The following is a 25638-nucleotide window of genomic DNA, read 5'->3' on the forward strand; positions in this document are numbered from 1 at the left end:
AAAAAAAGACCCCCAACCAGTGACTGAACCCCGAATAGCGGACACCTTAAAATAGTGCCCTATTCGGGGTTCAGTTCAAACACAAGAGTCATTTTTATTTTGAAACATAATGCTTTTTTATAACTAATTTTATCCTATCCGTTTTATATAATTACTTTTGGATAGCATCAACGAATCTTTTTGTAATCTGCTGTGGTCTAGTAATTGCTCCGCCTACTACCACTGCATGGACATTGCTTTCTATTAAGGAACGAGCGATTTCAGGGGTGGATACATTTCCTTCTGCAATAACTTTTGCCCTTTTCACCTGTTTTATGATTTCTTTAATTACTTCATAATTATTATGGTCAATTTTCAATCCTTGTGTTTCCATAGTGTATCCATATAAAGTTGGTGCAACAATATCAAATCCAAGTTTGTCTGCATATATAGCTTCCTCAACGGAGGAAACATCAGCCATCAAAATAATATTTGGATATTTTGCTTTTATTTCCTTATAAAATTGCTCTAATGTGCTGCCATCAGGTCTAATACGGGCAGTGGCATCAGTCGCTATAATTTCTGATCCTGTTTCCATCAAAGCATCGATTTCATTCATAGTTGGAGTGATAAACACGGGATGATCTCTGTATACCTGTTTGATAATTCCAATAACAGGAAGTTCAACCTGCTTTTTAATTTCCAAAATATCAGATACAGAGTTGGCACGAATCCCTATTGCCCCTCCTTCTTTAGCAGCTACTGCCATACGTCCCATAATAAATGAGCTGTGTAAGGGTTCACCTTCTAATGCCTGACAGGAGACGATTAATCCTTTAAATAGCTGATCTAATACTGATTGCATTTATTACACTTCCTTATATGATAGATTCTAATCTAATTGACCCAAGTATTCTTCAACTTCGTTTTTTACAACCGTAACTTGTGGGCCATAAATAATTTGTACGCCATTTCCTTTTTTAACGATTCCTTTTGAACCTGTTTGTTTAATAATACTCTCATCAAATAATGATTCATCTTTGACTGTTACACGTAAACGAGTTGCACAGCAATCCACTATATCGATATTTTGCGATCCGCCTAAACCTGCAACAATTGTTTTAGCACGCTCAGTTGCAGCTACTTGATTAGTGGGAGATGTCTGTTTTTCATCATCTTCACGTCCAAGGACTTTATAATTCTTTTTCCTAATTAAAAACTTAAATGTAAAGTAATATAAGAAGAACCAAGGAATCCCTACAAATAACACATAAATCCAGTTTGTTTTATCCACACCTTGGAGGATACCAAAAAGAATAAAATCGATGAACCCTCCCGAGAAGGTTTGTCCAACTGTGATATTAAAGATATCAGCCATCATAAAAGCTAAACCATCAAATAGTGCATGGACAACATAGAGAACTGGAGCCACAAATAAAAAGCTGAATTCCAGTGGTTCAGTTATTCCTGTTAAAAATGAAGTCAAGGCAGCAGATAAGAGAATCCCTGCGACTAGTTTCTTATTTTTCGGTTTCGCACAATGATAAATTGCTAGTGCTGCTCCTGGGAGGCCAAACATCATGGTAATAAACCTACCAGACATAAACCTGGAAACTCCCTCGTAATAATGTTCTGTGTTTGGATCTGCTAATTGCGCAAAGAAGATGTTTTGAGTACCACTAACAATTTTTCCGCCAATCTCCATTGTGCCACCTAAGGCTGTTTGCCAAAATGGTAAATAGAAAATATGGTGTAGCCCTAAAGGACCAAGCATCCGTAAAACAAAGCCATAGATTAATGTTCCAATTACACCAGAGCTGGTTACCAACGAACCTAATTGGTTAATAAATAGCTGAACAAAAGGCCAAACAACAAAAAGAATTGCCCCAGCAATGATCGATGTAAAGGATACGACTATCGGAATAAACCTTGAGCCCCCAAAAAAACCTAACACTTGGGGAAGCTGGATTTTATTATATTTATTGTGTAGCAAAGCGGCTATTATCCCAATAATAATCCCGCCAAACACCCCTGTTTCCAAGGTCTGGATACCAACTGCCATCCCCTGTCCAGCTCCAGCTAAATTATCTTTAGCAAGCTTCCCAGTAATAGAGAGCAATGCACTTATTGTACTATTCATTACAAAATATCCAATCATGGCAGCCAGTCCAGCTGTCCCTTTATCGGAACGCGCTAAACCTACCGCGACACCAACGGCAAAAATGATAGGTAAGTTTGCAAATACGATATTACCTGCAGAACTCATAATCGTAAAAATGGCTTGAAGCCATGTAATATCTAAAAATGGATACGCTGAAACGGTATTTGGATTTGATAGCGCACCACCGATTCCTAGCAGAAGACCTGCAGCTGGTAAGACAGCTATAGGCAACATAAAGGACTTTCCAAATTGCTGTGCCTTTTCAAAAAATTTCTTCATAGTTGCTCACTCCTTTTCATGTTGTATATTTACAAGATAGCCAAAAGAAAGCACATTCTATATTCACGAATGTGCTTTCAAGACTTTTCATCAATGTCTACAATTTCTTGAAATGGTTTTCATCCTTATAAAGGGCTTTATTCTTTTACTTGCTGTTGAGAAAGTGATGGTTATCCTATACTTCCTAGAATTGTAAGGATAAAATCCCGCTCTCACCTTGTTTTGTTTTCCCTTGTTTTATCAAGTTAATTTTCGTAGCATTTGTGAAAACTATCGCTGTAACAGTTGAAGGCGCTGATTTTTTAATGAAATCAAGATCAAACTTCAAAATTTCTTTTCCTTTTGTAACCTTCTCGCCTTCTTCTACGACAACCGTAAAACCTTCACCCTTTAGATTGACCGTATCCATGCCAATATGGATGAGAATTTCCAAACCCTGTTTTGATTTAATTCCTATCGCATGTTTAGTTGGAAAGACATTCAAAATTTCACCATCGACTGGTGATACTACCGAACCACTTGCAGGGATAATCGCAAATCCATCCCCCATCATTTTCTGAGAGAAAACTTCATCTTCAACTTCAGTGATTGGAATGATTTCTCCCTCAATTGGCATCACAAATTCTTGATCGTTTAGTATTTTTTCTGCGGATGTTACATCATCTTTAGACTCTGCTGCATGATTTGATTTATTCTTATTTTTTCCCTTTAAAAAACCAAACAGATTCAATCCACTCCTTTTATATTTATATTTCCCTCTAAAAAAGAAAATATTAGAACTGAATAGATACAGTTGTCTATACCAACTTAATTAAGCATACGATTAGCGATTTAACCATTTCTTTTAATTTGCATCTTCCTGTTCTTTTATTGCTTAGGATTTGGATTGGTCTTAAAATAAGGCCAAATTCCTTTTGGCTTTTTCATAAAGATATGTTTTCATAAAATAATTACATTCAATCTTCATTCACTAACTTTTCCACAAACAAAAACAGACTATCTCATCATCAGTGAGATAGTCTGTAAACGTTGATATATAAATGTTTTTACAAAAATTAACGTTTTGAGAACTGTGGCGCGCGACGTGCACCTTTAAGACCGTATTTTTTACGTTCTTTCATACGTGGGTCACGAGTTAATAATCCTGCACGCTTAAGTGTTCCACGGTATTCAGGATCTGCTTCAAGCAATGCGCGAGCGATTCCGTGACGGATAGCTCCTGCTTGACCTGTATAACCGCCGCCTTTTACAGAAACAAGAACGTTGTAGTTTCCTACTGTTTCAGTTGCTGCTAGTGGCTGTTTAATGACTTCGCGTAAAGCTGCGAATGGAATATAGTCTTCTACATCACGATCGTTAATAATGATACGGCCTTCGCCTGGTACTAAACGTACGCGGGCAACAGAGCTTTTACGGCGACCTGTACCATAGTATTGAACTTGTGCCAATGTAATGCCCTCCCTTTAATTTACCCGCGAAGCTCGTATACTTCCGGTTTTTGTGCTTCATGTGGATGCTCAGATCCAGCGTATACATGCAATTTTTTACCCATTTGACGACCTAAAGAACCTTTAGGAAGCATGCCTTTAATTGCAAGCTCAAGCATTTTTGTTGGATACTTTGCACGCATTTCTCCAGCAGTTCTAGTTTTTAATCCACCAGCGAATCCTGAATGGCGATAATAGATTTTGTCAGATAGTTTCTTACCAGTCAATTCGATTTTATCAGCATTAATAAGAATTACATGATCGCCAGTATCAACATGTGGCGTGAAAGTTGGTTTATGTTTACCGCGCAAAATGGACGCAACTTCTGATGCAAGACGACCAAGAGTTTTGCCTTCAGCGTCTACAACGTACCATTTACGTTCGATTTCACTGGCTTTAGCCATATACGTAGTACGCATTGATTACCCTCCTAAATTTTACAAAATTCCAAGTTCGTATTTATTTCAATCACAATAAGTTTCCGGGGCTTATCGTGGGGTTAAAAACAATACCATAGGATATGATATCGTTTTTGACAAGCAAAGTCAAGATTTTTTTGAACGCCAGGTGAAGTTGTTTCATAAAAAAATTTACTATTGAACTTGTGTAATAATTACGAAAGTCGAGAAAACGGCAATATTCTTTTTTGAATTCGTGCGAATATCCCGATATTTGTGCATTCATTAGTAAAACCATGCAATTACGGGAAAGTGCTCTTAAGCATTTATTGAAAATGCAGGATTAGTACGTTGATGGATCTATCGTGACGATTTAATAAGTTTTATCACGATTTCTTGACTTGCACAGCCACTATCGTGACTTTTCTTGAAGTTATGCCGTGATTCCTTTTCTTGCATGGCAAATTCGTGTCATTTCTTGAAGTTATGCCACGTTTCCTTCATTGCAATACACATTGGTATAAAATGGCGAAACTATCTCAATAATAAACCTCCCACAAATACAAACCTTCTGCAGGTGCAGTTTTACCAGCAAGAGTACGATCGCGTCCAGCTAAGATATCTGGAATTCTTACAAGCTCGATTTTCCCGGTTCCAACATCAAGCAACGTTCCAACCATGATTCGGACCATATTATAAAGAAAGCCATTTCCAGTAAAGGTGAACACCAACTCATCCAAGTTCTGTTCAATGCTAATCTTAGATACGGTTCTCACTTTATTCTCCTTATCCGTTTTCGTGGAACAGAAACTTGTATAATCATGAGTACCAATTAAAAAGTCAGCGGCATTCTTTATTTTTGAGATGTCGGTTTTATACGGATGATATGCAGCATAATGACGTTTAAACGGATTACGAACGGAACCCATATACACAACGTACTTATACGTTTTTCCCTTTGCATCAAAACGTGCGTGAAAATCAGAAGAAGCAGTGTGCACTTCCATAATCGAAATATCCTCTGGCAGTAAACCATTCAAGGCTTTGACCCAGCGCTCTGATGGAAGCTGCAAAAAAGAATCAAAATGGATGACTTGTCCTCTAGCATGTACTCCTGCATCGGTGCGGCCAGAAGCAATTACATTTACATCTGCCCCTTTATGCATTGTTCTAAGTGCTTTTTCAAGTTCCTCTTGAACTGTTCTCCCATTAAGCTGAATTTGGTATCCTGAAAAACCGGATCCGTCGTAAGTGACTATCCCTTTATATCGTTGCATGCTTTTCAATCCTTCATTAAGACCTTAAAAAGATAAGCAAAACGGCTAATAGTATTAAAGCGGTAGCCACTGCCGTATCAGGAAAACCCCATGTTAACAGGCGATACTTCGTTCTTCCTTCTCCACCGCGATATCCTCTAGCTTCCATGGCTGTTGCCAACTCTTCCGCTCGCTTAAATGCACTTACAAAGAGTGGAATAAGCAATGGGATGACTGATTTGATTCGTTCTTTAAAAGGACCACCTGTAAAATCAACACCTCTAGCCATTTGGGCCTTCATAATTTTATCAGTTTCATCCATTAATGTTGGAATAAAGCGAAGAGAAATTGACATCATCAAAGCTAATTCGTGAACAGGGAATCTTACTTTTTTCAATGGATTCAATAAACTTTCAATCCCGTCCGTCAAAGTAATTGGCGTTGTTGTAAGAGTTAATAAGGACGTGATGAACACAAGTAAAGTAAATCTTAATGAAATAAAAATACCCAGTTTCAAACCTTCTTCGTAAATATTAACAAAACCTAATGAAAATATAACAGATCCCTCTTTATTAAAGAAAATCTGCAAGAAAAATGTAAAAATCACAAGAATGAGGACTGGCTTCAGACCATTTATTAAAAATCTAAGATTGATATTAGATAATAAAATAATCAAGCCTACAAAGAGTACTAGTAAACTATACGTATAAACATTATTTGCAAGAAAAATAATACAAATAAAGCCAAATACAAACAATAATTTAGAACGTGGGTCGAGGCGGTGGAGAATTGAGTTCCCAGGTATGTAACGACCCAAAATCATTTTCTCCATCATAATGATTCACCTCGCACTTGCATTTCCCTTAAAGCCATTGACAGCTCATCAATCGTCAAGCAAGTCTTCCCTATTTTTCTATTCATCTTTCGTTCAAGTGAATATTGGAATTTTACTACCTCAGGCACATCTAAACCTAGTTCCAATAATTCTTCGGGATTGGAGAAAATTGTTCTCGGATCTGCTGTCTTCTTTACTTGACCCCTGTGCATAATAACAATCTCATCAGCGTATTTAGCTGCATCTTCCATACTATGGGTAACCAGTATCGTAGATAAGCCTTTTTGTTTATGCAATCGATAAAACATATCCATAATTTCAGTACGTCCCCTTGGATCTAAACCCGCTGTTGGCTCGTCTAGAACGAGAACTTCAGGCTCCATCGCAAGTACACCTGCAATTGCTACACGGCGCATCTGGCCGCCTGACAAATCAAAAGGTGATTTTTGTAGTACCTCTTCTGGAAGACCGACTTCGACAATTAATTCTCTTGCTCTGCGCTTAGCTTCTTCCTCAGAAACACCGAAATTCATTGGACCAAAGCATATATCCTTTTCAACTGTTTCATCAAATAGCTGATGTTCAGGAAATTGAAAAACAATACCGACCTTTTGTCTAATTGGTCTAAGATTTTTTTCTTTTTTTCCTGCATCAATTACACGATCCCCTATGTGGACCTTTCCTTTTGTAGGCTTCAACAGTGCATTTAAATGTTGGAGAACCGTTGATTTTCCAGAACCAGTATGACCAATTAACGCCATAAATGTACCTTCTGGAATCGATATATTAATATCATGGATGGCTAGGTGTTCAAACGGTGTGTTAATCTGGTATTTATATTCTACATCTTGAAGTGTAATGTCCATAACTCATTCACCAACTCTGCATCTGTCAAATAATTTCGAGGTACTTCAAAGCCTTTTTCTCTTAAAGCTTTTGCCATCTTAATAGGAAACGGAATATCGAGACCAAGTTTAATCAGTTCTTCTTCAAGGAGAAAGATTTCATCTGGTGTACCTTCCTTATAAACGGTACCTCTATTCATGACAACAATTCGATCAGCCTGTGCTGCTTCCTCAAGGTCATGAGTAATCGAAATAACCGTTAAACCTTGCTCATCCTTCAAACCCCTTACAGTCTTTATAACTTCCTCTCTCCCTAAAGGATCGAGCATAGATGTTGCCTCATCAAGGATAATTACTTTTGGTTGCAGTGCAATCACTCCTGCAATGGCAACACGCTGTTTTTGGCCACCTGAAAGATGGTGTGGCTCTTGGTCAAGAAAATCAATCATCTTGACATGTTGTAAAGCCTGCTTTACGCGTGGTAACATTTCTTCATGTGGTACCCCATTGTTCTCTAACCCAAAAGCCACATCATCTTGAACCGTCGCCCCTACAAATTGATTATCAGGGTTTTGAAAAACCATCCCTACTAATTTGCGAATATCCCAAACTGAATCCGAAGAAAGAGGTATATCACCAACTAATACACTTCCATTTTGAGGAAACTGCAAACCATTTAATATTTTCGCCAATGTTGATTTTCCAGAACCGTTATGACCTACGATCGCTAACCATTCACCTTCTTTTACAGTTATGGATACATCGCTCAAGGCAAACGATTCCTGACCTTCATATTTAAATGAAACATTATTAATAGAAATAACGGATGAAGACATGTCTGTTCTCCTCTCAGCTCAGCTGGCTCACAAAAGCAAAATATGTCTGTAAATAGAAAAAAAGCCTGCACCTCACTCCAAGAAACTGCTATAACAGTTTCCTAATCCATCCTAGGATCTATCAGAATAAGGGGAGGAGGCGCATTGAGCTAGACAGGATTTTCACTAATTTAAAAAGTGCAAGTTGCTTACACTAAACAATAAAAACATAAGTGCCTATCGTAACGCTCTTTTTAGCTTTATCATTCTACGTTTATCAAAATGTTGTAGCGCTTTCGCTATCTATCAAAAGGGCAAAGACTTAATTGCCTTGCCCTTTCAATGAAAGATGTATTATACCAATTCGATAACAACCATTGGTGCACCGTCTCCGCGGCGTGGTCCAAGTTTCATGATACGAGTGTATCCACCTTGGCGCTCTGCATAACGTGGAGCGATATCGGCAAATAGTTTTTGAACAGCGTCTTGGTTTGTTTCAGCATTAGCTACTTCATTACGGATGAATGCTGCTGCTTGACGACGTGCATGCAAGTCACCACGTTTTCCAAGAGTGATCATTTTTTCTACAACTGAGCGAAGTTCTTTCGCACGTGCTTCAGTTGTTTCAATGCGTTCGCTAATAATTAAATCTGTTGCTAAGTCACGAAGCATCGCTTTACGTTGAGAGCTCGTACGTCCTAGTTTTCTATAAGACATCAAGTTTCCCTCCTTCGTTGATAATATTTATATACGTTCAAGCAATTTAGAGGTTGGTAGACCCTTTATTTAGGAGATCAGTCATCTTTACGAAGTCCAAGACCAAGATCATCTAATTTGGCTTTTACTTCTTCTAATGATTTTCTTCCTAAGTTACGAACTTTCATCATATCTTCTTCTGTTTTGTTAGCCAGTTCCTGGACCGTATTGATTCCAGCACGCTTTAAGCAGTTATAAGAACGAACTGAAAGATCTAGCTCTTCAATAGTCATTTCAAGAACTTTTTCCTTCTGATCTTCTTCTTTTTCTACCATAATTTCTGCATGCTGAGCTTCATCCGTTAATCCAACAAAGATATTTAGATGTTCTGTTAAAATTTTTGCACCTAAAGAAATAGCTTCTTTTGGTCCGATGCTTCCATCTGTCCATACATCCAGAGAAAGCTTGTCATAGTTTGTCATTTGTCCTACACGTGTATTTTCAACTTGATAGTTTACACGTGATACCGGAGTATAGATTGAATCAATTGGAATGACACCGATTGGCAGGTCATCTCTTTTGTTTAGATCAGCTGGCGTGTATCCGCGGCCGCGTTTAGCAGACATGCGTAAACGGAAATTCGCATTCTCGCTTAATGTTGCAATGTGCAAATCAGGATTTAAAATTTCCACATCACTGTCATGCATAATATCTGATGCTTTAACTACACCTTCACCTTGTACATCGATTTCTAAAGTCTTTTCTTCGTCAGAATACACTTTCAAAGCTAGTTTCTTTATGTTTAAGATGATAGAGGTAACATCTTCGACGACACCCTCTATAGTAGAAAATTCATGTTGAACACCTTCCACTTGGATAGATGTAACTGCAGCACCAGGTAGAGAAGATAGTAGGATACGACGTAAGGAGTTACCCAAAGTTGTACCATATCCACGCTCAAGTGGTTCTACAACGAACTTTCCATATTTAGAATCATCGCTGATCTCAATCGTTTCAATTTTCGGCTTTTCCATTTCGATCATTCAAATATACCCTCCTTCAAAACGTCGAAATCTCGGAGTGTATTTTCCCGAAATTCCCCTTGTTACATTCCCATTTGTGCAACAACTGGATGAAGAATAGATTCCATACGAGCATAAATTAACATATTCTCCCATTATAACCAAAGAATATTTACTTTATACAAGAATCATTATACACGACGACGTTTTGGCGGACGGCATCCGTTATGTGGAACTGGAGTAACGTCTCTGATTGCAGTAACTTCTAGTCCAGCCGCTTGTAAAGCACGGATTGCAGCTTCACGTCCTGCACCAGGGCCTTTTACTGTTACTTCAAGAGTTCTCATTCCATGTTCCATAGACGTCTTAGCAGCTGTTTCTGCAGCCATTTGCGCAGCATATGGTGTAGATTTACGTGAACCTTTAAAGCCAAGCGCTCCTGCTGAAGACCAAGAGATTGCATTACCTTGTGAATCAGTGATTGTTACGATTGTATTATTAAAAGTAGAACGAATGTGTGCAATACCAGATTCGATATTCTTTCTCACACGACGTTTACGAGTAGTAGTTTTACGTGCCATGTTAGCATGTTACCTCCTTTACTTATTATTTTTTCTTACCTGCTACTGTTTTACGAGGACCTTTACGAGTACGAGCGTTGTTTTTCGTGTTTTGCCCGCGAACAGGAAGACCACGACGATGACGAAGGCCACGGTAAGAACCGATTTCCATTAGACGTTTAATGTTTAAGGAAATTTCACGGCGAAGGTCACCTTCAACTTTTAGTGTATCAATGATATCACGGATTTTTGCAAGCTCATCATCAGTAAGATCGCGAACGCGTGTATCTTCGGAAACACCAGCCTCAGCAAGAACTTTAGAAGCAGTATTTTTACCGATTCCATAAATATATGTTAAAGAAATGACTACACGTTTTTCACGTGGAATGTCTACACCAGCAATACGTGCCATAAATAATGCGCACCTCCTTCTTATCCTTGTTTTTGTTTATGTCTTGGGTTTTCACAAATAACCATAACTTTGCCTTTTCTGCGTATTACTTTGCACTTTTCGCAGATTGGCTTAACTGATGGTCTGACTTTCATGTTTTATAACCTCCTTAGTAGTCCGGAGTGCAATGTTATTTATTTAAAACGATAAGTGATTCTTCCACGTGTTAAGTCGTATGGAGAAAGTTCCACCGTTACTTTGTCACCAGGAAGAATACGAATAAAATGCATGCGTATCTTTCCAGATACATGAGCAAGCACCGTATGACCATTTTCCAATTCTACTTTAAACATTGCGTTAGGCAAAGTATCAACAACAGTTCCTTCAACTTCAATTACATCTTCTTTCGCCATCAAAGCTATCTCCCTTCTCTAAAACATCCAGTTCCTCTTCTACAAATTTACCAAGTGCCCATCTAAGTTTCCCGTTCGTAACTCTACCAGCTTCCATTAAACTGTTTTGAACTTCCATAGAAACATAGTCGTAACACGTTAGATGTTGGATGTTCTTCTTTTTAGGACTATCGAACTTTCTTTTATCCCCATCCGCAATTAGAACAAACCGTTCATCGATGTGTTGGATAATAACCGCGAATTGTCCTGCGTCTCGTCCCTTATTGATAAGCACAATTTGACCTATACGGGGGGTCGAATCAGACTCATTCAACCAGATCACCTACGCTTAAATTCTTGTTAAAATCTCGTAACCAGTATCTGTAATGGCAATAGTATGTTCAAAATGTGCACATATTTTGCCATCTACTGTTACAACAGTCCAATCATCCGCCAATGTTCTAACATAGCGGCTGCCTGCGTTTACCATCGGTTCAATGCAAAGCACCATTCCGGGTCTTAAGCGCGGACCTTTATTTGGTGGACCGTAGTGAGGAATTTGCGGATCCTCATGTAAATTCTGGCCAATCCCATGTCCTACATATTCTCGGACAATCGAAAAACCATTGGATTCTACATATGTTTGAATCGCATAAGATATATTAGAAAGACGTACACTCGGCTTTGCCTCTTCTAAGCCAAGATAGAGAGATTTTTCTGTGACGTCGAGAAGTTTTTTTGCTTCTGCATTGATGTTTCCGACAGGATAGGTCCAAGCAGAATCTCCATGATAACCGTTAAGTTCGGCTCCAATATCAAGGCTGATAATGTCGCCATCTTTCAAAACCCGTTTTCCTGGGATTCCATGAACAAGTTCTTCATTGACGGACGCACATACGCTGCCGGGAAAGCCATTGTAACCTTTGAAAGAAGGAATTGCACCTAGACGCGTAATGAACTTTTCCGCAATGGCATCGAGTTCTTTTGTTGTAATACCTGGCTGAATATGCTTTTGTAGCTCCTGATGGGTCAACGCAACAATTCTGCCAGCTTCTCTCATGATTTCAATCTCACGAGGGGTTTTACAAATAATCATTATATCAAACCTTTTAGCAGTAAATCAATGTCTGAGTATACTTGATCAATATGTTGCTCTCCATTGATATTTTTCAAATAACCTTTTCCTTGATAAAAATCAAGAAGAGGTTGTGTCTGCTTCATGTTGACTTCGAGACGATTTTGAACAGTTTCTGCGTTATCATCTTGGCGTTGGTAAAGCTCTCCGCCACAACGATCGCAAATACCCGGTTCAGTGGGTGGATTAAATACAAGATGATAAGTAGCTCCACAGCTTTTGCAAATGCGTCGGCCAGTGAGGCGTTCCATCAAAATACTTTGATCCACTTGTATGTTAATGACATAATCTATTTTTTTGCTAATTTCAGCTAAGATTTTTTCTAGAGCTTCCGCTTGAGCAACTGTTCTAGGAAAACCATCCAATAGAAAGCCATTTTCGCAATCATTCTTACTTAATCGTTCACGGACGATACCAATCGTAACCTCATCCGGAACGAGCTCGCCTTTATCCATAAAGGATTTGGCTTTTAGACCTAGTTCCGTACCCTCTTTCATGGCAGCACGAAACATATCGCCTGTAGAAATATGAGGAACCCCATATTTTTCTACGATCTTATCGGCCTGTGTGCCTTTCCCTGCACCAGGAAGGCCCATTAGTACTAAATTCATCTGTACCGCCCCCGACATCTAAATGGGTTCAGGAACAATCTGCTTGTTCCTAAATCCACTTCGATTATTTAATGAAGCCTTTATAGTGACGCTTCACCAGCTGGGCTTCCAATTGTTTCATTGTTTCTAGTGCAACCCCTACGACGATCAAGAGACTCGTTCCACCAATTTGTGCGGATTGAGGCAAGCCTGCAAATTTAATGAAGAAGACAGGTAATATTGAGATTAACGCTAGGAAAAGTGCACCAACAAAGGTTAAACGATATAAAACTCTCGTTAAGTACTCTTGGGTGTTTTTCCCTGGTCGTATACCTGGAATATATCCGCCTTGTTTCTTTAAATTTTCAGCAACTTGTTCAGGGTTCACTTGAACAAATGCATAAAAATATGTGAAAGCAAGGATGAGTGCAAAATATATCACCATTCCAATTGGTTTCGTATGATCGAAAATATATTGAATGGTGCTAGCTACATCACCCGATCCAAAAAAAGTAGCAATTGTTTGCGGAGTCACCATAAATGCACTCGCAAAAATAACTGGAATAACTCCAGCTGCGTTTACCCTCATTGGCAAGTGTGTATTCTGTCCTCCAACTGGACTGCGTCCATCCATACGTTTTGCATATTGGATTGGAATTTTGCGCAATGCCTGTTGAACAAAAACAACACCTACTATGATTGCAATAATAGCAAGAATAATAAGCAGCATAATTACAATGTTAAGAAATAGCCGCTCTCCTGCACCTTGAAGCTGCTGGGCATATATCTGATTAACTGCGTTTGGAATACCTGCAACAATCCCTGCAAAGATGATAATTGAGATTCCGTTGCCAACACCTTTAGATGTTATTTCTTCCCCAAGCCACATAAGAAACGCAGTTCCTGCTGTAAGCACAATGGCAATAATGACATATGTGCCAAAGCTAGGGTTTTGGATGAGTTGTAAACCTGTCATTCGATTAAAGCCAAATGACATACCTACTGCCTGAATCAAAGCAAGAACAATCGTAAAGTAGCGTGTAAACTGAGCAAGTTTACGTCTACCAACTTCACCTTGTTTGGACCATTCCGTGAATTTTGGTACAACATCCATCTGTAATAGCTGTACAATAATAGATGCTGTAATGTAAGGCATTATCCCCATTGCAAAAATAGAGAAGTTTTTAAGTGCCCCACCACCAAAAATATTCATGAAGCCAAACAGACTTGCTTGATCTTGCATCTGAAGCACTCTAGCATCTACATTTGGAACAGGTATAAAAGCACCTAAACGAAATACAACTAACATTAACAAGGTGAATAGAATTTTTCTTCTAATATCACCTACGCGCATAAAATTGGAGATTGTCCGAAACATTAATTAGATCACCTCAGTTTTACCGCCGGCAGCTTCAATCGCCTCTTTAGCAGCAGAGGAGAATTTGTTCGCTTTTACAGTAAGCTTTTTCTCGATGTTGCCTTTAGCAAGAATTTTTACTCCGGATTTTTCATTGCGTACAACACCTGTTTCGATCAGAAGTTCTGGAGTTACTTCCGTACCGTCTTCAAAGCGATTTAATTCATCAAGGTTCACGATAGCATATTCTTTACGGTTAATATTCGTAAAACCGCGCTTTGGTAAACGTTGGAATAATGGTGTTTGACCACCTTCAAATCCTAGACGTACACCGCCACCAGAACGTGCATTTTGTCCTTTATGACCTTTACCAGCAGTTTTTCCATTGCCTGAACCGATGCCTCGCCCAACACGGTTGCGCTCTTTGCGGGAACCTTCAGCAGGTTTTAGCTCATGAAGTTTCATAGTTGGCACCTCCTTATTTTTCGAAATAGATTACTGCTCTGTTACAGTGACTAAATGAGAAACTTTATTGATCATTCCGCGAATTGCTTCAGTATCGTTGTGCTCAACTGTTTGATGCAATTTACGAAGTCCTAGTGCTTTGACAGTTTCACGTTGGCCTTCAGTACGACCAATTAAGCTCTTTGTGAGGGTAATTGCTAATTTATTCGCCATTTGATTCCCCTCCTTAACCTAATAGTTCTTCTACTGTTTTATTACGTAATTTCGCAACGTCCTCAGCACGTTTTAAATTTTTGATTCCTTCGATTGTTGCGCGAACCATATTGATTGGTGTGCTAGAACCGAGTGATTTAGAAGTGATATCAGATACACCAGCAAGTTCAAGTACCGCACGGACTGGTCCACCTGCGATAACTCCTGTACCTTCACTAGCTGGCTTAAGTAGGATCTGTCCACCGCCAAAACGTCCGATAATTTCGTGAGGAATAGTCGTTCCTACGATTGGAGCTACGATGAGGTTTTTCTTAGCATCTTCAATTGCCTTGCGGATTGCATCTGGAACTTCTTGTGCTTTCCCAGTACCAAAACCAACATGACCATTTTTATCACCGACTACTACAAGTGCTGTAAAACGGAAACGACGTCCACCTTTTACAACCTTTGCTACACGGTTTACTGTAACTACGCGTTCTTCAAGTTCAAGTTTGTTAGCATCGATTTGACGCATCTATTTTGTCCCTCCTTTTTCGATTAAAATTCAAGGCCGTTTTCACGTGCAGCTTCTGCTAAAGCTTTTACACGTCCGTGGTATAAATAACCGCCACGGTCAAATACAACTGCTTTAAATCCTTTATCTACTGCTCTTTTCGCGATTAGAGCTCCTACTTTTTGAGCCGCTTCAACATTACCTGCAGACTCGATGTTCAATTCTTTATCAAGTGTAGAAGCGCTAGCCAATGTTACGCCGTTTTCATCATCGATTAATTGAGCGTAGATGTTTTTATTAGAACGATATACGTTTAAACGAGGACGCAATTCAGTTCCACTTAATTTAGAACGTACACGTGCATGTCTTTTTTGACGTACTTTGTTCTTATCTTGCTTAGTGATCATTACGAGTCACTCCTTTCAAGTAGCCTAAGCCGCATTATTTACCCGTCTTACCTTCTTTGCGTCGAACATTTTCGCCTTCATAGCGGATTCCTTTACCTTTATAAGGCTCTGGAGGACGAACAGCACGGATATTAGATGCTAGGGCACCAACTTTTTCTTTGTTATAGCCCTTAACAATAATTTTTGTGTTTGCAGGAACTTCGATTTCAAGACCTGCCTCTGGTTCGAATTCAACAGGATGAGAATAACCTACGTTTAAAACAAGCTTACTTCCTTGTTTTTGTGCACGGTATCCAACCCCAACTAGTTCCAACGTTTTTTCATAACCTTTAGAAACTCCTTCTACCATGTTTGAAAGAAGGGAACGAGTTGTTCCGTGAAGGGAACGATGTTCTTTAGCTTCTGAAGGACGAGTAACGTTGATGATGTTATCTTCAATATTGATTTGGATATCTGAATTGAATGTATTTGTTAATTCACCTTTAGGACCTTTAACAGTAACAGTTGAACCATCTTTAACTACTGTTACGCCTGCAGGGATTTCAATTGGTTTTTTACCAATACGAGACATTTTCTTGCACCTCCGTTCTTCAAAAAAATATTACCACACGTATGCGAGTACTTCTCCGCCAACTTGCTTCGCTCTTGCTTCCTTGTCAGATAATACACCTTGTGATGTAGATACAAGTGCGATACCAAGACCGTTTAGTACTTTAGGAACCTCGTTTGCTTTTGCGTAAACACGTAAACCTGGTTTACTAATACGCTTTAAGCCAGTAATTACTCGCTCATTATTGGCACCATATTTTAAGAAAATGCGGATGATGCCTTGCTTGTTGTCTTCGATATATTCAACATCACGTACGAAACCTTCACGTTTAAGGATTTCTGCGATATCTTTTTTAATGTTAGAAGCAGGAATTTCCAACTTCTCATGTCGGACCATATTCGCGTTGCGGATGCGTGTAAGCAAATCTGCAATTGGATCAGTCATAACCATTTATTTTACCTCCTTCCCAAATTCGGTCTTACCAGCTGGCTTTTTTAACGCCAGGAATTTGACCCTTATAAGCTAGTTCACGGAAACAAATACGGCAAAGTTTAAATTTACGAATGACGGAATGTGGACGGCCGCAACGTTCGCAACGAGTGTATTCCTGCACTTTAAACTTTTGAGTACGTTTCTGCTTTACGATCATAGATTTTTTAGCCACGTTTTCGCCTCCCTTATTTAGCGATTACTTTTGGAACGGCATTCCAAATGCAGTTAATAATTCACGAGCTTCTTCATCTGTGTTCGCAGTTGTAACAATTACGATGTCCATACCACGAACTTTGCTCACTTTATCATAATCAATTTCAGGGAAGATGAGTTGTTCTTTAACACCTAGTGTATAGTTTCCACGACCGTCGAATGCCTTCTTAGAAATTCCACGGAAGTCACGTACACGTGGAAGGGAAACAGAAACTAGTTTGTCAAAAAACTCATACATACGCTCTCCGCGAAGTGTAACTTTAGCGCCAATTGGCATACCTTCACGTAGGCGGAATCCTGCGATTGATTTTTTTGCTCTTGTAACAACTGGTTTTTGACCTGTGATAATGCTAAGTTCTTCAACTGCATTGTCTAAAACTTTTGCATTTTGTACAGCGTCGCCAACACCAGTATTGATAATGATTTTTTCGATTTTCGGTACTTCCATAATCGATTTATAATTGAACTTGCTCATAAGAGCAGGAGTTACTTCTTTTTGATACTTTTCCTTTAGGCGGTTCATGTAGTGTACCTCCCTTCATCAATGAACTATTTATCTAATGCTACACCTGATTTTTTAGCTACACGGACTTTTTTGCCATCAACTACGTCATAACCAACGCGAGTTGGTTCATTTGTTTTTGGGTCAAGCACCATCACGTTAGAAACATGGATTGCTGCTTCTTTACTGATGATTCCACCTTGTGGATTATCTTGAGAAGGCTTTGAATGTTTTTTTACAATGTTCACACCTTCAACAAGCACACGGTCCTTTTTAGGGAATGCAGCTAACACTGTGCCAGTTTTCCCTTTGTCTTTGCCTGTGATGACCATTACTTTGTCACCTTTTTTAACATGCATCGAATCGCACCTCCTTGACTTTAGTGAATCTAAATTTATTAAAGAACTTCTGGTGCTAAAGATACGATTTTCATAAAATTGTTATCACGAAGTTCGCGAGCGACTGGTCCAAAGATACGAGTTCCACGAGGAGCTTTGTCATCACGAATAATAACACATGCATTTTCATCGAACTTGATATAAGAGCCATCCGCACGGCGTGCACCGCTTTTTGTACGAACGATAACAGCTTTTACTACGTCACCTTTTTTGACAACGCCGCCTGGTGTTGCTTGTTTTACTGTACATACGATAATGTCGCCAATGTTTGCAGTCTTACGACCGGATCCACCTAGGACTTTGATTGTTAAAACTTCACGTGCACCAGAGTTGTCAGCCACTTTTAAACGAGATTCTTGTTGAATCATCTAGTTTACCTCCCTTCGGAACACTTATATCCGAAACAATAAATTAAATAATGACTGCTTTCTCAACAACCTCAATTAAACGGAAACGTTTAGTTGCTGAAAGTGGGCGTGTTTCCATGATACGTACTACATCGCCAACTTTAGCTTCATTTTGCTCATCATGAGCTTTGAATTTTTTAGAGTACTTTACGCGCTTGCCGTATAATGAATGCTTTTTGTATGTTTCAACCATAACAGTTACGGTTTTATCCATCTTGTCGGAAACAACGCGTCCTGTATACACTTTACGCTGGTTGCGTTCACTCATTCCGCAAACCTCCTCTCCGATTATCGATTATTAACTTCGAGCTCTCTTTCACGAATCACAGTTTTCATACGTGCAATATCTTTGCGAACTTCGCGAAGACGGGCAGTGTTTTCAAGTTGCCCAGTAGCTAATTGGAAGCGAAGGTTAAACAATTCTTCCTTCAATGACTTTACGTTTTGTTCTAATTCGGCAGTGGTTAAGTCACGGATTTCTTTAGCCTTCATTACGTTCACCACCAATTTCTTCTCGTTTTACAAACTTACACTTAATAGGAAGTTTGTGCGCAGCAAGACGAAGCGCTTCACGTGCCACCTCTTCTGATACACCAGCAATTTCAAACATGATTTTGCCAGGTTTTACTACTGCAACCCATCCTTCAGGAGCACCTTTACCGGAACCCATCCGAACTTCTAGAGGTTTTGCTGTATATGGTTTGTGAGGGAAAATTTTAATCCAAACTTTACCGCCACGTTTCATGAAACGAGTCATCGCAATCCTTGCGGCTTCAATTTGACGATTCGTAATCCAAGAAGCTTCTAGAGCTTGTAAGCCAAATTCGCCAAATGCAACTTCTGTACCGCCTTTTGCACGACCACGCATTTTACCGCGATGTTCGCGACGATACTTAACGCGTTTAGGCATTAACATGATTATTTTCCTCCTTCCACAGATTTTTTCTTTTCTGGAAGGACCTCTCCACGATAAATCCATACTTTAACGCCGAGCTTGCCGTAAGTTGTATCTGCTTCAGCATGTGCATAGTCGATGTCAGCGCGAAGTGTATGAAGTGGAACTGTTCCTTCGCTATAATGTTCAGCACGAGCAATATCCGCTCCACCAAGACGGCCGGATACTTGAGTTTTAATACCAAGAGCTCCTGCACGCATTGTGCGTTGGATCGCTTGTTTTTGAGCACGACGGAAAGATACACGATTTTCCAATTGACGTGCAATGTTTTCTGCTACGAGCTTCGCATCAAGATCTGCTTTTTTAATTTCAATAATATTAATGTGTACACGTTTGTTTGTTAGTTCGTTCAATGCTTTACGCAATGCTTCAACTTCGCTTCCACCTTTTCCGATAACCATACCTGGCTTAGCAGTGTGGATAGTAACGTTAACGCGATTTGCAGCACGCTCAATTTCAACACTTGAAACGGAAGCGTCAGACAAACGTTTAGTAATATACTCACGAATTTTAATATCTTCGTGTAATAAAGTTGCGTAATCTTTGTCAGCGTACCATTTGGATTCCCAGTCACGGATTACGCCAATACGCATACCGATTGGATTTACTTTTTGACCCACTAATTATCCCTCCTTCTTTTCTGATACCACGATAGTAATGTGGCTTGTGCGTTTGTTAATTTGGCTCGCACGACCTTGTGCACGCGGACGGAAACGTTTCATTGTTGGACCTTCGTCAACATAAGCCGCGGACACTAAAAGATTATTTATGTCCATATCATAATTGTGTTCTGCGTTAGCTACAGCAGACTTTAAAAGTTTTTCTACGATTGGGGAGGCAGCTTTCGGTGTTAACTTCAAAATTGCAACTGCTTCGCCCACTTGCTTTCCTCGAATAAGATCAACTACTAAACGTGCTTTACGAGGAGCAATTCGAACTGTTCTTGCAACAGCTTTAGCTTGCATCAGGATGCCCTCCTCTCATTAGCGTCTTGTTTTTTTATCATCAGCGGCATGACCTTTGTATGCGCGCGTTGGTGCAAACTCACCAAGCTTATGGCCTACCATATCTTCACTGACATATACAGGTACATGTTTGCGGCCATCATAGACAGCAATCGTATGTCCTACGAAGCTTGGAAAAATAGTTGAACGGCGAGACCAAGTTTTAACAACTTGTTTCTTATCACTTTCGTTCAAGTTTTCTACTTTTTTCATTAAGTGCTCATCTACAAAAGGCCCTTTTTTTAGGCTGCGACCCATGGTTGAACCTCCCTTCGTGATTGCACTACGGTCCTCTCAATGAACCGTAGATTAATCGCGTTATTTTTTACGGCGGCGTACAATAAATTTATCTGATTTGTTCGCTTTTTTACGAGTTTTGTAACCAAGAGTTGGTTTACCCCAAGGTGTAACAGGAGTTTTACGTCCGATTGGTGTACGACCTTCACCACCACCGTGTGGATGGTCATTAGGGTTCATAACAGATCCGCGTACGTGTGGACGTTTGCCCAACCAACGAGAACGACCTGCTTTACCGATGTTTACTAGTTCATGTTGTTCGTTTCCTACTTGACCAATTGATGCACGGCAAGTTGCAAGGATCATGCGAACCTCACCAGAGTTCAAACGAACTAACACATATTTTGTTCCTTCTTTACCAAGAACTTGTGCAGAAGTACCTGCAGAACGGACTAATTGTCCACCTTTACCTGGTTTTAATTCGATGTTATGCACAACTGTACCAACAGGGATGTTAGCAAGTGGAAGTGCATTTCCTACTTTAATGTCAGCGTCTGGTCCAGACATAACTTCCATGCCGACTTTTAAGTTTTTAGGTGCCAATATATAACGTTTTTCACCATCATGATAGTTAATTAGTGCAATATTAGCGGAACGGTTTGGATCATACTCGATTGTAGCAACGCGTCCTGGTATACCGTCTTTAGTTCTTTTAAAGTCGATGATACGGTATTGACGCTTATGACCACCGCCGCGAAAGCGAACTGTAGTTCTACCTTGGTTGTTACGACCGCCTTTTCTATGAAGAGGCTCTAGTAATGACTTTTCTGGTGAATCAGTAGTGATTTCAGAAAAATCTAAAGCTGTCATATTACGACGTCCGTTTGAGGTAGGTTTGTACTTTTTGATCGCCATTTTTTTCCCTCCTCTTAACTTTTTTTCACAACATAATTATACTTCGAATAATTCGATTTCCTTGCTGTCTTTCGTTAATGTAACTACAGCTTTACGGCGTTTGTTTGTATAGCCACCGAAACGGCCCATACGCTTAAACTTACCTTTGTAGTTCATTATGTTTACTTTTTCAACCTTCACTCCGAAGATGCTTTCAACTGCATCCTTCACTTGTGTTTTATTCGCCTTTACGTCCACTTCGAACGTATATTTTTTATCGACCATTATATCAGTAGATCGTTCTGTGATAACGGGGCGCTTCAATACATCACGTGCATCCATTATCCAAGCACCTCCTCTACTTTTTCGACTGCGGCTTTAGTAATGACCAATGTGTTGTGACCTACAACATCCAATACAGAAATATTGCTTGCGTCAACAACTGTTACTCCAGGAATGTTTCTTGCAGATAAAGCTACATTCTCATTAAGAGCTTCCGTTACAACTAGTGCTTTTTTTCCAACTGGAAGATTAGAAAGCACGCTAACGAACTCTTTAGTTTTTGGAGCTTCAAAGTTTAATGACTCTAATACTACTACGCTCTCTTCTAAAACTTTAGCAGAAAGTGCTGATTTAATAGCTAAGCGACGAACTTTCTTAGGAAGTTTGTAGCTGTAGCTGCGTGGAACTGGACCAAATACTGTTCCACCTCCGCGCCATTGTGGTGAACGGATGGAACCTTGGCGAGCACGGCCTGTTCCTTTTTGACGCCACGGCTTGCGTCCGCCACCGCGTACTTCAGAACGGGTTTTTACTTTTGATGTTCCTTGTCTTAATGAAGCTCTTTGCATAACAATCGCTTCAAATAACACATGGTTATTAGGTTCGATACCAAAAATGGATTCACTAAGTTCGATTTCACCAACCTTGGATCCAGCTTGGTTATATAATGCTACTTTAGGCATTCCTATTTCCTCCTTTCCTTAAACGATATTTATTTCACTTTAATTCCTGTTTTGACTTCAAGCATTGCTTTTTTAGGTCCTGGAACATTACCTTTTACTAAAATAAGGTTACGTTCTGTATCAACCTTTACAATAGGAAGGTTTTGAATTGTAATTCTTTCTCCACCTGTACGTCCTGGCAAAGCTTTTTGTTTAAATACGCGTGCTGGATCAACTGCTCCCATAGATCCTGGTCTACGATGGTAACGAGAACCGTGGGACATAGGTCCGCGAGATTGTCCGTGGCGTTTAATTACACCTTGGAATCCTTTACCTTTTGAAATTCCTGTTACATCTACTAAATCGCCCTCAGCGAAAATATCTACCTTGACTTCTTGACCAACTTCAAACTCATCTAAATTAATTCCGTTAAATTCACGGACGAAGCGCTTAGGTGCAGTGTTTGCTTTAGCAAAACGCCCTTTTTCTGGTTTGTTAGCAAGCTTTTCACGCTTGTCTTCAAATCCAAGCTGGACTGCTTCATATCCATCAGTTTCAACTGTTTTCTTTTGAAGAACAACGTTTGGAGCCGCTTCGATTACTGTTACAGGGATTAGTTCACCATTTTCAGCAAAAACCTGCGTCATTCCGATCTTTCTTCCTAAGATTCCTTTGGTCATGAGTCACACCTCCTGATTTCCAATATAATTTATTGATTATAATTTAATTTCAATGTCAACGCCAGATGGCAAGTCTAATCTCATCAATGAATCTACAGTTTGTGGTGTAGGATTGATAATATCAATTAGACGTTTATGTGTGCGCATTTCAAACTGCTCACGAGAATCCTTGTATTTGTGCACCGCACGAAGAATTGTGTAAACAGTTTTCTCAGTTGGCAATGGAATTGGCCCTGAGACATTTGCACCTGAACGTTTTGCAGTTTCTACGATCTTTTCAGCTGATTGATCAAGAATTCTATGATCATAAGCCTTTAATCTGATACGGATTTTTTGTTTTGCCATTACTTTCCCTCCTTTATCGCCTATTTTTGAAATAGACATACTCCGTGAAAATTTCCCACACACTCGCCATGGCAAAGCGGCCGGGTGTGTCAGCAACCTTCCACATCATTGCAGTCAAAAACCAACATTATTCATTATACATAGATTATTAAGCCAATGCAATATTAAATGAATAAAATCAATCTTTTTTGCACCTGTTTTATTATACAGATGTGAACCGCCATTTTCAATAGAAGATTTTTTGGTAAATCCAAAAACATTCCTTATTATAAAGTTTTTAGTCCCAAGATAACAGTCGAAATAACGGAGGTTTTTTGTTAAAAAAACTGTTTACAAATAATAAACGTTTGGATACTATGAATATAAAGTTGCCTAAAGGAAACTTTTTGTCCGTAGGTTATATTAATTTTACAAGGCTAATAATTTAGCGTGCAGACTAACTTTAAAAAAAGAAGAAAGTAGGAGAATTGAAAGATGAAAAAAAAGCTAAAAGCAGGTTCCAAAATGAGTTTCTTTTTTTTAGTGTTAACTTTATTATTTGCGACCTTTACAATGACTGCATGTTCATCTGCCAAAGAAACTTCTAAAAGTAACGAAGGTAAAGTAAATGTCACAACAACAATTGGAATGATTTCTGATGTAGTTAAGGAAGTTGGCGGAGAACATGTAAATGTTATAGGACTCATGGGCTCCGGCGTAGACCCACATTTATATAAAGCGTCTCAAGGAGATATCAAAAAACTGGATCAAGCGGACATCATCTTTTATAACGGGCTGCATCTTGAGGGGAAGATGGTTGAAATATTTGAAAGATTGGCGAAAAAGAAACCTATCGTTGCAGTATCGGATAATATAGATCGTTCAACTCTACGTTTAGGAGATGAAAATATGGGAACGGAGTTTGATCCACATATTTGGTTCAATGTGGCGCATTGGATGAAAGTAACAGAAAGCATTCGCGATGCCTTAATTGAATACGATCCAGTTAATAAGGAAGTTTATCAAGAAAATGCTGCAAATTATATAAATCAATTAGAAGAACTTGATAGTGAAGTTAGAGAAAAAATCGCCTCCATCCCTGAATCGGGGCGAGTACTTGTAACAGCACATGATGCTTTTGGATATTTAGGAGATGCTTACGGAATTAAAGTTATGGGGTTACAAGGAATTAGCACTGCATCAGAAGCAGGCACGAAAGATTTGATCGATCTACGCAATTATTTAGTAGAAAACGAAATTAAAGCTGTATTTATTGAATCTAGTGTTCCTCGTAAGGCTATTGATGCTGTAATCCAAGGCGCAAGAGAAAAAGGACATAACGTAGAGATTGGCGGAGAATTATTCTCAGATGCTTTGGGTGAAGATGGAACCCCAGAAGGTACTTACATTGGAATGGTTCGCCATAATGTAAATACAATTGTTGGCGCTCTTAAATAGTTGAATAGACTAAGGAATTAAAAAGGAGGAAGGAATATGAATTCCCCATTAAAAATTCACGATTTATCAGTAGCTTATCAAAAAAAACCGGTACTTCGGAATATTTCATTTGAAGTACCGGAAGGCAAGTTGATTGGGATTATAGGACCAAATGGCGCAGGTAAGTCTACATTAATCAAAGCTGCTCTTGGTTTAATTCCCCGTTTATCAGGATCAGTTAAAATTTACAACCGTCCCTATAAACAACAACGAAAAATCGTAGGATATGTACCACAACGAGAATCTGTAGACTGGGACTTTCCTACGAATGCTCTAGATGTAGTGATGATGGGGCGATATGGGCACTTAGGCTGGGTGAAAAGGCCAGGTCGAGCAGAAAAAGAGTTTGCAATGGAATGTTTGAATAAAGTTGGAATGACTGACTTTGCTTCAAGACAAATAAGTCAACTATCTGGTGGTCAGCAGCAACGTATCTTTTTAGCTAGAGCGCTTGCACAAGATGCGAAGTTGTATTTTATGGATGAACCCTTTGTCGGTGTTGATGCAGCAACAGAAAAAGCTATTATTACACTATTAAATGAATTAAAAGCAGAGGGAAAAACAGTGCTTGTTGTTCACCACGATCTTGCAACAGTTAAAGATTATTTTGACTGGGTGCTTTTATTAAACATAGAATTGAAAGCTTTTGGACCGACAAATAGTGTATTTACTTCTGAAAAATTACAGCAAACATATGGGGGGAAACTTGCCATGCTGGAAAACGATAATCAATCCTCACTGATCATTACTTAAAGGTAGGGTGAA

Annotated in this window: 42 protein-coding genes; 2 read left to right on the forward strand and 40 right to left on the reverse strand. The window is 39.2% G+C overall.

The annotated features are described in order from the left end of the window. Positions 1–151: 151 nt before the first annotated feature. The 40 genes from MT489_RS19770 to rpsJ form a co-directional block, all read right to left on the reverse strand. Entirely contained in the window at positions 152–844 is a 693-nt protein-coding gene (locus tag MT489_RS19770; RefSeq protein ID WP_244683287.1) for an N-acetylmannosamine-6-phosphate 2-epimerase, read from the reverse strand. A 27-nt stretch (positions 845–871) separates the two neighbouring features. Continuing rightward, positions 872–2419 (reverse strand): maltose/glucose-specific PTS transporter subunit IIC, encoded by a 1548-nt coding sequence (locus MT489_RS19775; RefSeq protein ID WP_244683288.1) that lies wholly within the window; start codon positions 2417–2419, stop codon positions 872–874. Positions 2420–2603: 184 nt separating this feature from the next. Next, on the reverse strand, positions 2604–3149 hold the full coding sequence (locus MT489_RS19780; protein WP_280518714.1) for a PTS sugar transporter subunit IIA: 546 nt from the start codon (positions 3147–3149) through the stop codon (positions 2604–2606). 325 nt (positions 3150–3474) lie between these two features. Then, positions 3475–3867 carry a 30S ribosomal protein S9 gene (gene rpsI / locus MT489_RS19785; protein ID WP_244683289.1) on the reverse strand — a complete coding sequence of 131 codons (393 nt, stop codon included), beginning with the start codon at positions 3865–3867 and terminating at the stop codon, positions 3475–3477. A 20-nt stretch (positions 3868–3887) separates the two neighbouring features. Then, a complete protein-coding gene (gene rplM, locus MT489_RS19790) occupies positions 3888–4325 on the reverse strand; it encodes a 50S ribosomal protein L13 (protein WP_244683290.1) in 438 nt (145 codons plus the stop codon). A 518-nt stretch (positions 4326–4843) separates the two neighbouring features. Then, on the reverse strand, positions 4844–5581 hold the full coding sequence (truA, locus tag MT489_RS19795; protein WP_244683291.1) for a tRNA pseudouridine(38-40) synthase TruA: 738 nt from the start codon (positions 5579–5581) through the stop codon (positions 4844–4846). Between the two features lie 16 nt (positions 5582–5597). Beyond that, positions 5598–6395 carry an energy-coupling factor transporter transmembrane component T family protein gene (locus MT489_RS19800; protein ID WP_244683292.1) on the reverse strand — a complete coding sequence of 266 codons (798 nt, stop codon included), beginning with the start codon at positions 6393–6395 and terminating at the stop codon, positions 5598–5600. Further along, positions 6392–7261: an energy-coupling factor ABC transporter ATP-binding protein gene (locus MT489_RS19805; protein ID WP_244683293.1), complete on the reverse strand. Its 870-nt coding sequence runs from the start codon at positions 7259–7261 to the stop codon at positions 6392–6394. Before MT489_RS19805 ends, MT489_RS19800 begins: the two co-directional genes overlap by 4 nt. Further along, positions 7237–8076, reverse strand: a complete 840-nt coding sequence (locus tag MT489_RS19810) for an energy-coupling factor ABC transporter ATP-binding protein (RefSeq protein ID WP_244683294.1) — start codon at positions 8074–8076, stop codon at positions 7237–7239. Before MT489_RS19810 ends, MT489_RS19805 begins: the two co-directional genes overlap by 25 nt. Before the next feature lie 333 nt (positions 8077–8409). After that, positions 8410–8772, reverse strand: a complete 363-nt coding sequence (rplQ, locus tag MT489_RS19815) for a 50S ribosomal protein L17 (protein WP_213127124.1) — start codon at positions 8770–8772, stop codon at positions 8410–8412. A gap of 77 nt (positions 8773–8849) precedes the next feature. Beyond that, entirely contained in the window at positions 8850–9794 is a 945-nt protein-coding gene (locus tag MT489_RS19820) for a DNA-directed RNA polymerase subunit alpha (RefSeq protein WP_244683295.1), read from the reverse strand. Positions 9795–9964: 170 nt separating this feature from the next. Then, a complete protein-coding gene (gene rpsK / locus MT489_RS19825; protein ID WP_244683296.1) occupies positions 9965–10354 on the reverse strand; it encodes a 30S ribosomal protein S11 in 390 nt (129 codons plus the stop codon). 25 nt (positions 10355–10379) lie between these two features. Beyond that, entirely contained in the window at positions 10380–10745 is a 366-nt protein-coding gene (gene rpsM, locus MT489_RS19830; RefSeq protein ID WP_244683297.1) for a 30S ribosomal protein S13, read from the reverse strand. A 20-nt stretch (positions 10746–10765) separates the two neighbouring features. Beyond that, complete coding sequence (gene rpmJ, locus MT489_RS19835; RefSeq protein ID WP_213112031.1) at positions 10766–10879, reverse strand: 50S ribosomal protein L36; 114 nt, start codon at positions 10877–10879, stop codon at positions 10766–10768. A 39-nt stretch (positions 10880–10918) separates the two neighbouring features. Then, complete coding sequence (gene infA / locus MT489_RS19840; protein ID WP_207521113.1) at positions 10919–11137, reverse strand: translation initiation factor IF-1; 219 nt, start codon at positions 11135–11137, stop codon at positions 10919–10921. Then, positions 11115–11450: a KOW domain-containing RNA-binding protein gene (locus tag MT489_RS19845; RefSeq protein WP_244683298.1), complete on the reverse strand. Its 336-nt coding sequence runs from the start codon at positions 11448–11450 to the stop codon at positions 11115–11117. Before MT489_RS19845 ends, infA begins: the two co-directional genes overlap by 23 nt. Positions 11451–11465: 15 nt before the next feature. Then, positions 11466–12212 (reverse strand): type I methionyl aminopeptidase, encoded by a 747-nt coding sequence (gene map / locus MT489_RS19850; RefSeq protein WP_244683299.1) that lies wholly within the window; start codon positions 12210–12212, stop codon positions 11466–11468. Continuing rightward, positions 12212–12862 (reverse strand): adenylate kinase, encoded by a 651-nt coding sequence (locus tag MT489_RS19855; protein WP_244683300.1) that lies wholly within the window; start codon positions 12860–12862, stop codon positions 12212–12214. Before MT489_RS19855 ends, map begins: the two co-directional genes overlap by 1 nt. A gap of 64 nt (positions 12863–12926) precedes the next feature. Then, positions 12927–14219, reverse strand: a complete 1293-nt coding sequence (gene secY, locus MT489_RS19860) for a preprotein translocase subunit SecY (protein WP_244683301.1) — start codon at positions 14217–14219, stop codon at positions 12927–12929. Positions 14220–14222: 3 nt separating this feature from the next. Continuing rightward, complete coding sequence (gene rplO / locus MT489_RS19865) at positions 14223–14663, reverse strand: 50S ribosomal protein L15 (protein ID WP_244683302.1); 441 nt, start codon at positions 14661–14663, stop codon at positions 14223–14225. A gap of 30 nt (positions 14664–14693) precedes the next feature. After that, positions 14694–14876 (reverse strand): 50S ribosomal protein L30, encoded by a 183-nt coding sequence (rpmD, locus tag MT489_RS19870; protein WP_244683303.1) that lies wholly within the window; start codon positions 14874–14876, stop codon positions 14694–14696. A 13-nt stretch (positions 14877–14889) separates the two neighbouring features. After that, positions 14890–15390, reverse strand: a complete 501-nt coding sequence (gene rpsE, locus MT489_RS19875; RefSeq protein WP_244683304.1) for a 30S ribosomal protein S5 — start codon at positions 15388–15390, stop codon at positions 14890–14892. Between the two features lie 23 nt (positions 15391–15413). After that, positions 15414–15776, reverse strand: coding sequence for a 50S ribosomal protein L18 (gene rplR, locus MT489_RS19880; RefSeq protein ID WP_244683305.1), 363 nt, complete (start codon positions 15774–15776; stop codon positions 15414–15416). Positions 15777–15810: 34 nt separating this feature from the next. Then, positions 15811–16347 (reverse strand): 50S ribosomal protein L6, encoded by a 537-nt coding sequence (gene rplF, locus MT489_RS19885; protein ID WP_244683306.1) that lies wholly within the window; start codon positions 16345–16347, stop codon positions 15811–15813. Positions 16348–16377: 30 nt separating this feature from the next. After that, on the reverse strand, positions 16378–16776 hold the full coding sequence (gene rpsH, locus MT489_RS19890) for a 30S ribosomal protein S8 (RefSeq protein ID WP_213131530.1): 399 nt from the start codon (positions 16774–16776) through the stop codon (positions 16378–16380). Positions 16777–16804: 28 nt separating this feature from the next. Further along, positions 16805–16990: a 30S ribosomal protein S14 gene (gene rpsN, locus MT489_RS19895; RefSeq protein ID WP_213131531.1), complete on the reverse strand. Its 186-nt coding sequence runs from the start codon at positions 16988–16990 to the stop codon at positions 16805–16807. 24 nt (positions 16991–17014) lie between these two features. Continuing rightward, a complete protein-coding gene (gene rplE, locus MT489_RS19900) occupies positions 17015–17554 on the reverse strand; it encodes a 50S ribosomal protein L5 (protein ID WP_244683307.1) in 540 nt (179 codons plus the stop codon). Positions 17555–17580: 26 nt separating this feature from the next. After that, the gene (gene rplX, locus MT489_RS19905; RefSeq protein WP_244683308.1) at positions 17581–17892 is read right to left on the reverse strand and encodes a 50S ribosomal protein L24; all 312 of its coding nucleotides are present in this window, start codon (positions 17890–17892) and stop codon (positions 17581–17583) included. Between the two features lie 38 nt (positions 17893–17930). Beyond that, a complete protein-coding gene (gene rplN / locus MT489_RS19910) occupies positions 17931–18299 on the reverse strand; it encodes a 50S ribosomal protein L14 (RefSeq protein WP_244683309.1) in 369 nt (122 codons plus the stop codon). A 43-nt stretch (positions 18300–18342) separates the two neighbouring features. Next, on the reverse strand, positions 18343–18606 hold the full coding sequence (gene rpsQ / locus MT489_RS19915) for a 30S ribosomal protein S17 (RefSeq protein WP_220156945.1): 264 nt from the start codon (positions 18604–18606) through the stop codon (positions 18343–18345). Between the two features lie 20 nt (positions 18607–18626). Further along, positions 18627–18830, reverse strand: coding sequence for a 50S ribosomal protein L29 (gene rpmC, locus MT489_RS19920; protein WP_244683310.1), 204 nt, complete (start codon positions 18828–18830; stop codon positions 18627–18629). Beyond that, positions 18820–19254 (reverse strand): 50S ribosomal protein L16, encoded by a 435-nt coding sequence (gene rplP / locus MT489_RS19925; protein ID WP_244683311.1) that lies wholly within the window; start codon positions 19252–19254, stop codon positions 18820–18822. Before rplP ends, rpmC begins: the two co-directional genes overlap by 11 nt. Positions 19255–19256: 2 nt before the next feature. Continuing rightward, complete coding sequence (rpsC, locus tag MT489_RS19930) at positions 19257–19913, reverse strand: 30S ribosomal protein S3 (RefSeq protein WP_244683312.1); 657 nt, start codon at positions 19911–19913, stop codon at positions 19257–19259. A 3-nt stretch (positions 19914–19916) separates the two neighbouring features. Beyond that, positions 19917–20258 (reverse strand): 50S ribosomal protein L22, encoded by a 342-nt coding sequence (rplV, locus tag MT489_RS19935; RefSeq protein WP_244683313.1) that lies wholly within the window; start codon positions 20256–20258, stop codon positions 19917–19919. An 18-nt stretch (positions 20259–20276) separates the two neighbouring features. Beyond that, positions 20277–20555, reverse strand: a complete 279-nt coding sequence (gene rpsS, locus MT489_RS19940; RefSeq protein WP_244683314.1) for a 30S ribosomal protein S19 — start codon at positions 20553–20555, stop codon at positions 20277–20279. A gap of 60 nt (positions 20556–20615) precedes the next feature. After that, the gene (gene rplB / locus MT489_RS19945; protein ID WP_244683315.1) at positions 20616–21449 is read right to left on the reverse strand and encodes a 50S ribosomal protein L2; all 834 of its coding nucleotides are present in this window, start codon (positions 21447–21449) and stop codon (positions 20616–20618) included. 36 nt (positions 21450–21485) lie between these two features. Further along, complete coding sequence (gene rplW / locus MT489_RS19950) at positions 21486–21770, reverse strand: 50S ribosomal protein L23 (protein WP_244683316.1); 285 nt, start codon at positions 21768–21770, stop codon at positions 21486–21488. Continuing rightward, positions 21770–22393, reverse strand: a complete 624-nt coding sequence (gene rplD / locus MT489_RS19955; RefSeq protein ID WP_244683317.1) for a 50S ribosomal protein L4 — start codon at positions 22391–22393, stop codon at positions 21770–21772. The genes rplW and rplD overlap by 1 nt, the downstream gene beginning before the upstream one ends. A gap of 29 nt (positions 22394–22422) precedes the next feature. Further along, a complete protein-coding gene (gene rplC, locus MT489_RS19960; protein WP_244683318.1) occupies positions 22423–23052 on the reverse strand; it encodes a 50S ribosomal protein L3 in 630 nt (209 codons plus the stop codon). Between the two features lie 36 nt (positions 23053–23088). Next, complete coding sequence (gene rpsJ, locus MT489_RS19965; RefSeq protein ID WP_066145209.1) at positions 23089–23397, reverse strand: 30S ribosomal protein S10; 309 nt, start codon at positions 23395–23397, stop codon at positions 23089–23091. 474 nt (positions 23398–23871) lie between these two features. On the opposite strand from rpsJ, the gene MT489_RS19970 reads away from it, so the two are divergent. Together MT489_RS19970 and MT489_RS19975 are read left to right on the forward strand one after the other, a co-directional pair. Further along, positions 23872–24834, forward strand: a complete 963-nt coding sequence (locus MT489_RS19970; protein WP_370876431.1) for a metal ABC transporter solute-binding protein, Zn/Mn family — start codon at positions 23872–23874, stop codon at positions 24832–24834. Positions 24835–24870: 36 nt separating this feature from the next. Then, a complete protein-coding gene (locus tag MT489_RS19975) occupies positions 24871–25626 on the forward strand; it encodes a metal ABC transporter ATP-binding protein (RefSeq protein ID WP_244683319.1) in 756 nt (251 codons plus the stop codon). The last annotated feature ends 12 nt before the right edge of the window (positions 25627–25638 follow it).

Origin of the sequence: Lederbergia wuyishanensis, from assembly GCF_022900255.1 — a bacterium.
GTDB classification, from domain to species: Bacteria; Bacillota; Bacilli; order Bacillales; family Bacillaceae_C; genus Lederbergia; species Lederbergia wuyishanensis.

Excerpts from the sequence above, each read along its gene's own strand:
- MT489_RS19855 (WP_244683300.1), bottom strand. The coding sequence starts at position 12,862 with ATGAATTTAGTACTAATGGGCCTTCCTGGTGCAGGGAAAGGCACACAG.
- MT489_RS19810 (WP_244683294.1), bottom strand. The coding sequence starts at position 8,076 with ATGTCTTCATCCGTTATTTCTATTAATAATGTTTCATTTAAATATGAA.
- rplP (WP_244683311.1), bottom strand. The coding sequence starts at position 19,254 with ATGTTAATGCCTAAACGCGTTAAGTATCGTCGCGAACATCGCGGTAAA.
- rpsE (WP_244683304.1), bottom strand. The coding sequence starts at position 15,390 with ATGCGTCAAATCGATGCTAACAAACTTGAACTTGAAGAACGCGTAGTT.
- MT489_RS19770 (WP_244683287.1), bottom strand. The coding sequence starts at position 844 with ATGCAATCAGTATTAGATCAGCTATTTAAAGGATTAATCGTCTCCTGT.
- truA (WP_244683291.1), bottom strand. The coding sequence starts at position 5,581 with ATGCAACGATATAAAGGGATAGTCACTTACGACGGATCCGGTTTTTCA.
- rplR (WP_244683305.1), bottom strand. The coding sequence starts at position 15,776 with ATGATCACTAAGCAAGATAAGAACAAAGTACGTCAAAAAAGACATGCA.
- rpmJ (WP_213112031.1), bottom strand. The coding sequence starts at position 10,879 with ATGAAAGTCAGACCATCAGTTAAGCCAATCTGCGAAAAGTGCAAAGTA.
- rpsK (WP_244683296.1), bottom strand. The coding sequence starts at position 10,354 with ATGGCACGTAAAACTACTACTCGTAAACGTCGTGTGAGAAAGAATATC.
- rplF (WP_244683306.1), bottom strand. The coding sequence starts at position 16,347 with ATGTCTCGTATTGGTAAAAAACCAATTGAAATCCCTGCAGGCGTAACA.
- rplC (WP_244683318.1), bottom strand. The coding sequence starts at position 23,052 with ATGACCAAAGGAATCTTAGGAAGAAAGATCGGAATGACGCAGGTTTTT.
- rpmD (WP_244683303.1), bottom strand. The coding sequence starts at position 14,876 with ATGGCGAATAAATTAGCAATTACCCTCACAAAGAGCTTAATTGGTCGT.
- rplQ (WP_213127124.1), bottom strand. The coding sequence starts at position 8,772 with ATGTCTTATAGAAAACTAGGACGTACGAGCTCTCAACGTAAAGCGATG.
- rpsS (WP_244683314.1), bottom strand. The coding sequence starts at position 20,555 with ATGGGTCGCAGCCTAAAAAAAGGGCCTTTTGTAGATGAGCACTTAATG.
- rplW (WP_244683316.1), bottom strand. The coding sequence starts at position 21,770 with ATGGATGCACGTGATGTATTGAAGCGCCCCGTTATCACAGAACGATCT.
- rplV (WP_244683313.1), bottom strand. The coding sequence starts at position 20,258 with ATGCAAGCTAAAGCTGTTGCAAGAACAGTTCGAATTGCTCCTCGTAAA.
- rpsM (WP_244683297.1), bottom strand. The coding sequence starts at position 10,745 with ATGGCACGTATTGCTGGTGTAGACATTCCACGTGAAAAACGTGTAGTC.
- rplE (WP_244683307.1), bottom strand. The coding sequence starts at position 17,554 with ATGAACCGCCTAAAGGAAAAGTATCAAAAAGAAGTAACTCCTGCTCTT.
- rpsJ (WP_066145209.1), bottom strand. The coding sequence starts at position 23,397 with ATGGCAAAACAAAAAATCCGTATCAGATTAAAGGCTTATGATCATAGA.
- rplO (WP_244683302.1), bottom strand. The coding sequence starts at position 14,663 with ATGAAACTTCATGAGCTAAAACCTGCTGAAGGTTCCCGCAAAGAGCGC.
- map (WP_244683299.1), bottom strand. The coding sequence starts at position 12,212 with ATGATTATTTGTAAAACCCCTCGTGAGATTGAAATCATGAGAGAAGCT.
- MT489_RS19970 (WP_370876431.1), top strand. The coding sequence starts at position 23,872 with ATGAAAAAAAAGCTAAAAGCAGGTTCCAAAATGAGTTTCTTTTTTTTA.
- MT489_RS19820 (WP_244683295.1), bottom strand. The coding sequence starts at position 9,794 with ATGATCGAAATGGAAAAGCCGAAAATTGAAACGATTGAGATCAGCGAT.
- MT489_RS19805 (WP_244683293.1), bottom strand. The coding sequence starts at position 7,261 with ATGGACATTACACTTCAAGATGTAGAATATAAATACCAGATTAACACA.
- rplM (WP_244683290.1), bottom strand. The coding sequence starts at position 4,325 with ATGCGTACTACGTATATGGCTAAAGCCAGTGAAATCGAACGTAAATGG.
- MT489_RS19775 (WP_244683288.1), bottom strand. The coding sequence starts at position 2,419 with ATGAAGAAATTTTTTGAAAAGGCACAGCAATTTGGAAAGTCCTTTATG.
- MT489_RS19800 (WP_244683292.1), bottom strand. The coding sequence starts at position 6,395 with ATGATGGAGAAAATGATTTTGGGTCGTTACATACCTGGGAACTCAATT.
- rplX (WP_244683308.1), bottom strand. The coding sequence starts at position 17,892 with ATGCATGTTAAAAAAGGTGACAAAGTAATGGTCATCACAGGCAAAGAC.
- rplB (WP_244683315.1), bottom strand. The coding sequence starts at position 21,449 with ATGGCGATCAAAAAGTACAAACCTACCTCAAACGGACGTCGTAATATG.
- secY (WP_244683301.1), bottom strand. The coding sequence starts at position 14,219 with ATGTTTCGGACAATCTCCAATTTTATGCGCGTAGGTGATATTAGAAGA.
- rplN (WP_244683309.1), bottom strand. The coding sequence starts at position 18,299 with ATGATTCAACAAGAATCTCGTTTAAAAGTGGCTGACAACTCTGGTGCA.
- rpsQ (WP_220156945.1), bottom strand. The coding sequence starts at position 18,606 with ATGAGTGAACGCAACCAGCGTAAAGTGTATACAGGACGCGTTGTTTCC.
- rplD (WP_244683317.1), bottom strand. The coding sequence starts at position 22,393 with ATGCCTAAAGTAGCATTATATAACCAAGCTGGATCCAAGGTTGGTGAA.
- rpsH (WP_213131530.1), bottom strand. The coding sequence starts at position 16,776 with ATGGTTATGACTGATCCAATTGCAGATTTGCTTACACGCATCCGCAAC.
- rpmC (WP_244683310.1), bottom strand. The coding sequence starts at position 18,830 with ATGAAGGCTAAAGAAATCCGTGACTTAACCACTGCCGAATTAGAACAA.
- infA (WP_207521113.1), bottom strand. The coding sequence starts at position 11,137 with ATGGCGAAAGAAGATGTAATTGAAGTTGAAGGAACTGTTGTTGATACT.
- MT489_RS19975 (WP_244683319.1), top strand. The coding sequence starts at position 24,871 with ATGAATTCCCCATTAAAAATTCACGATTTATCAGTAGCTTATCAAAAA.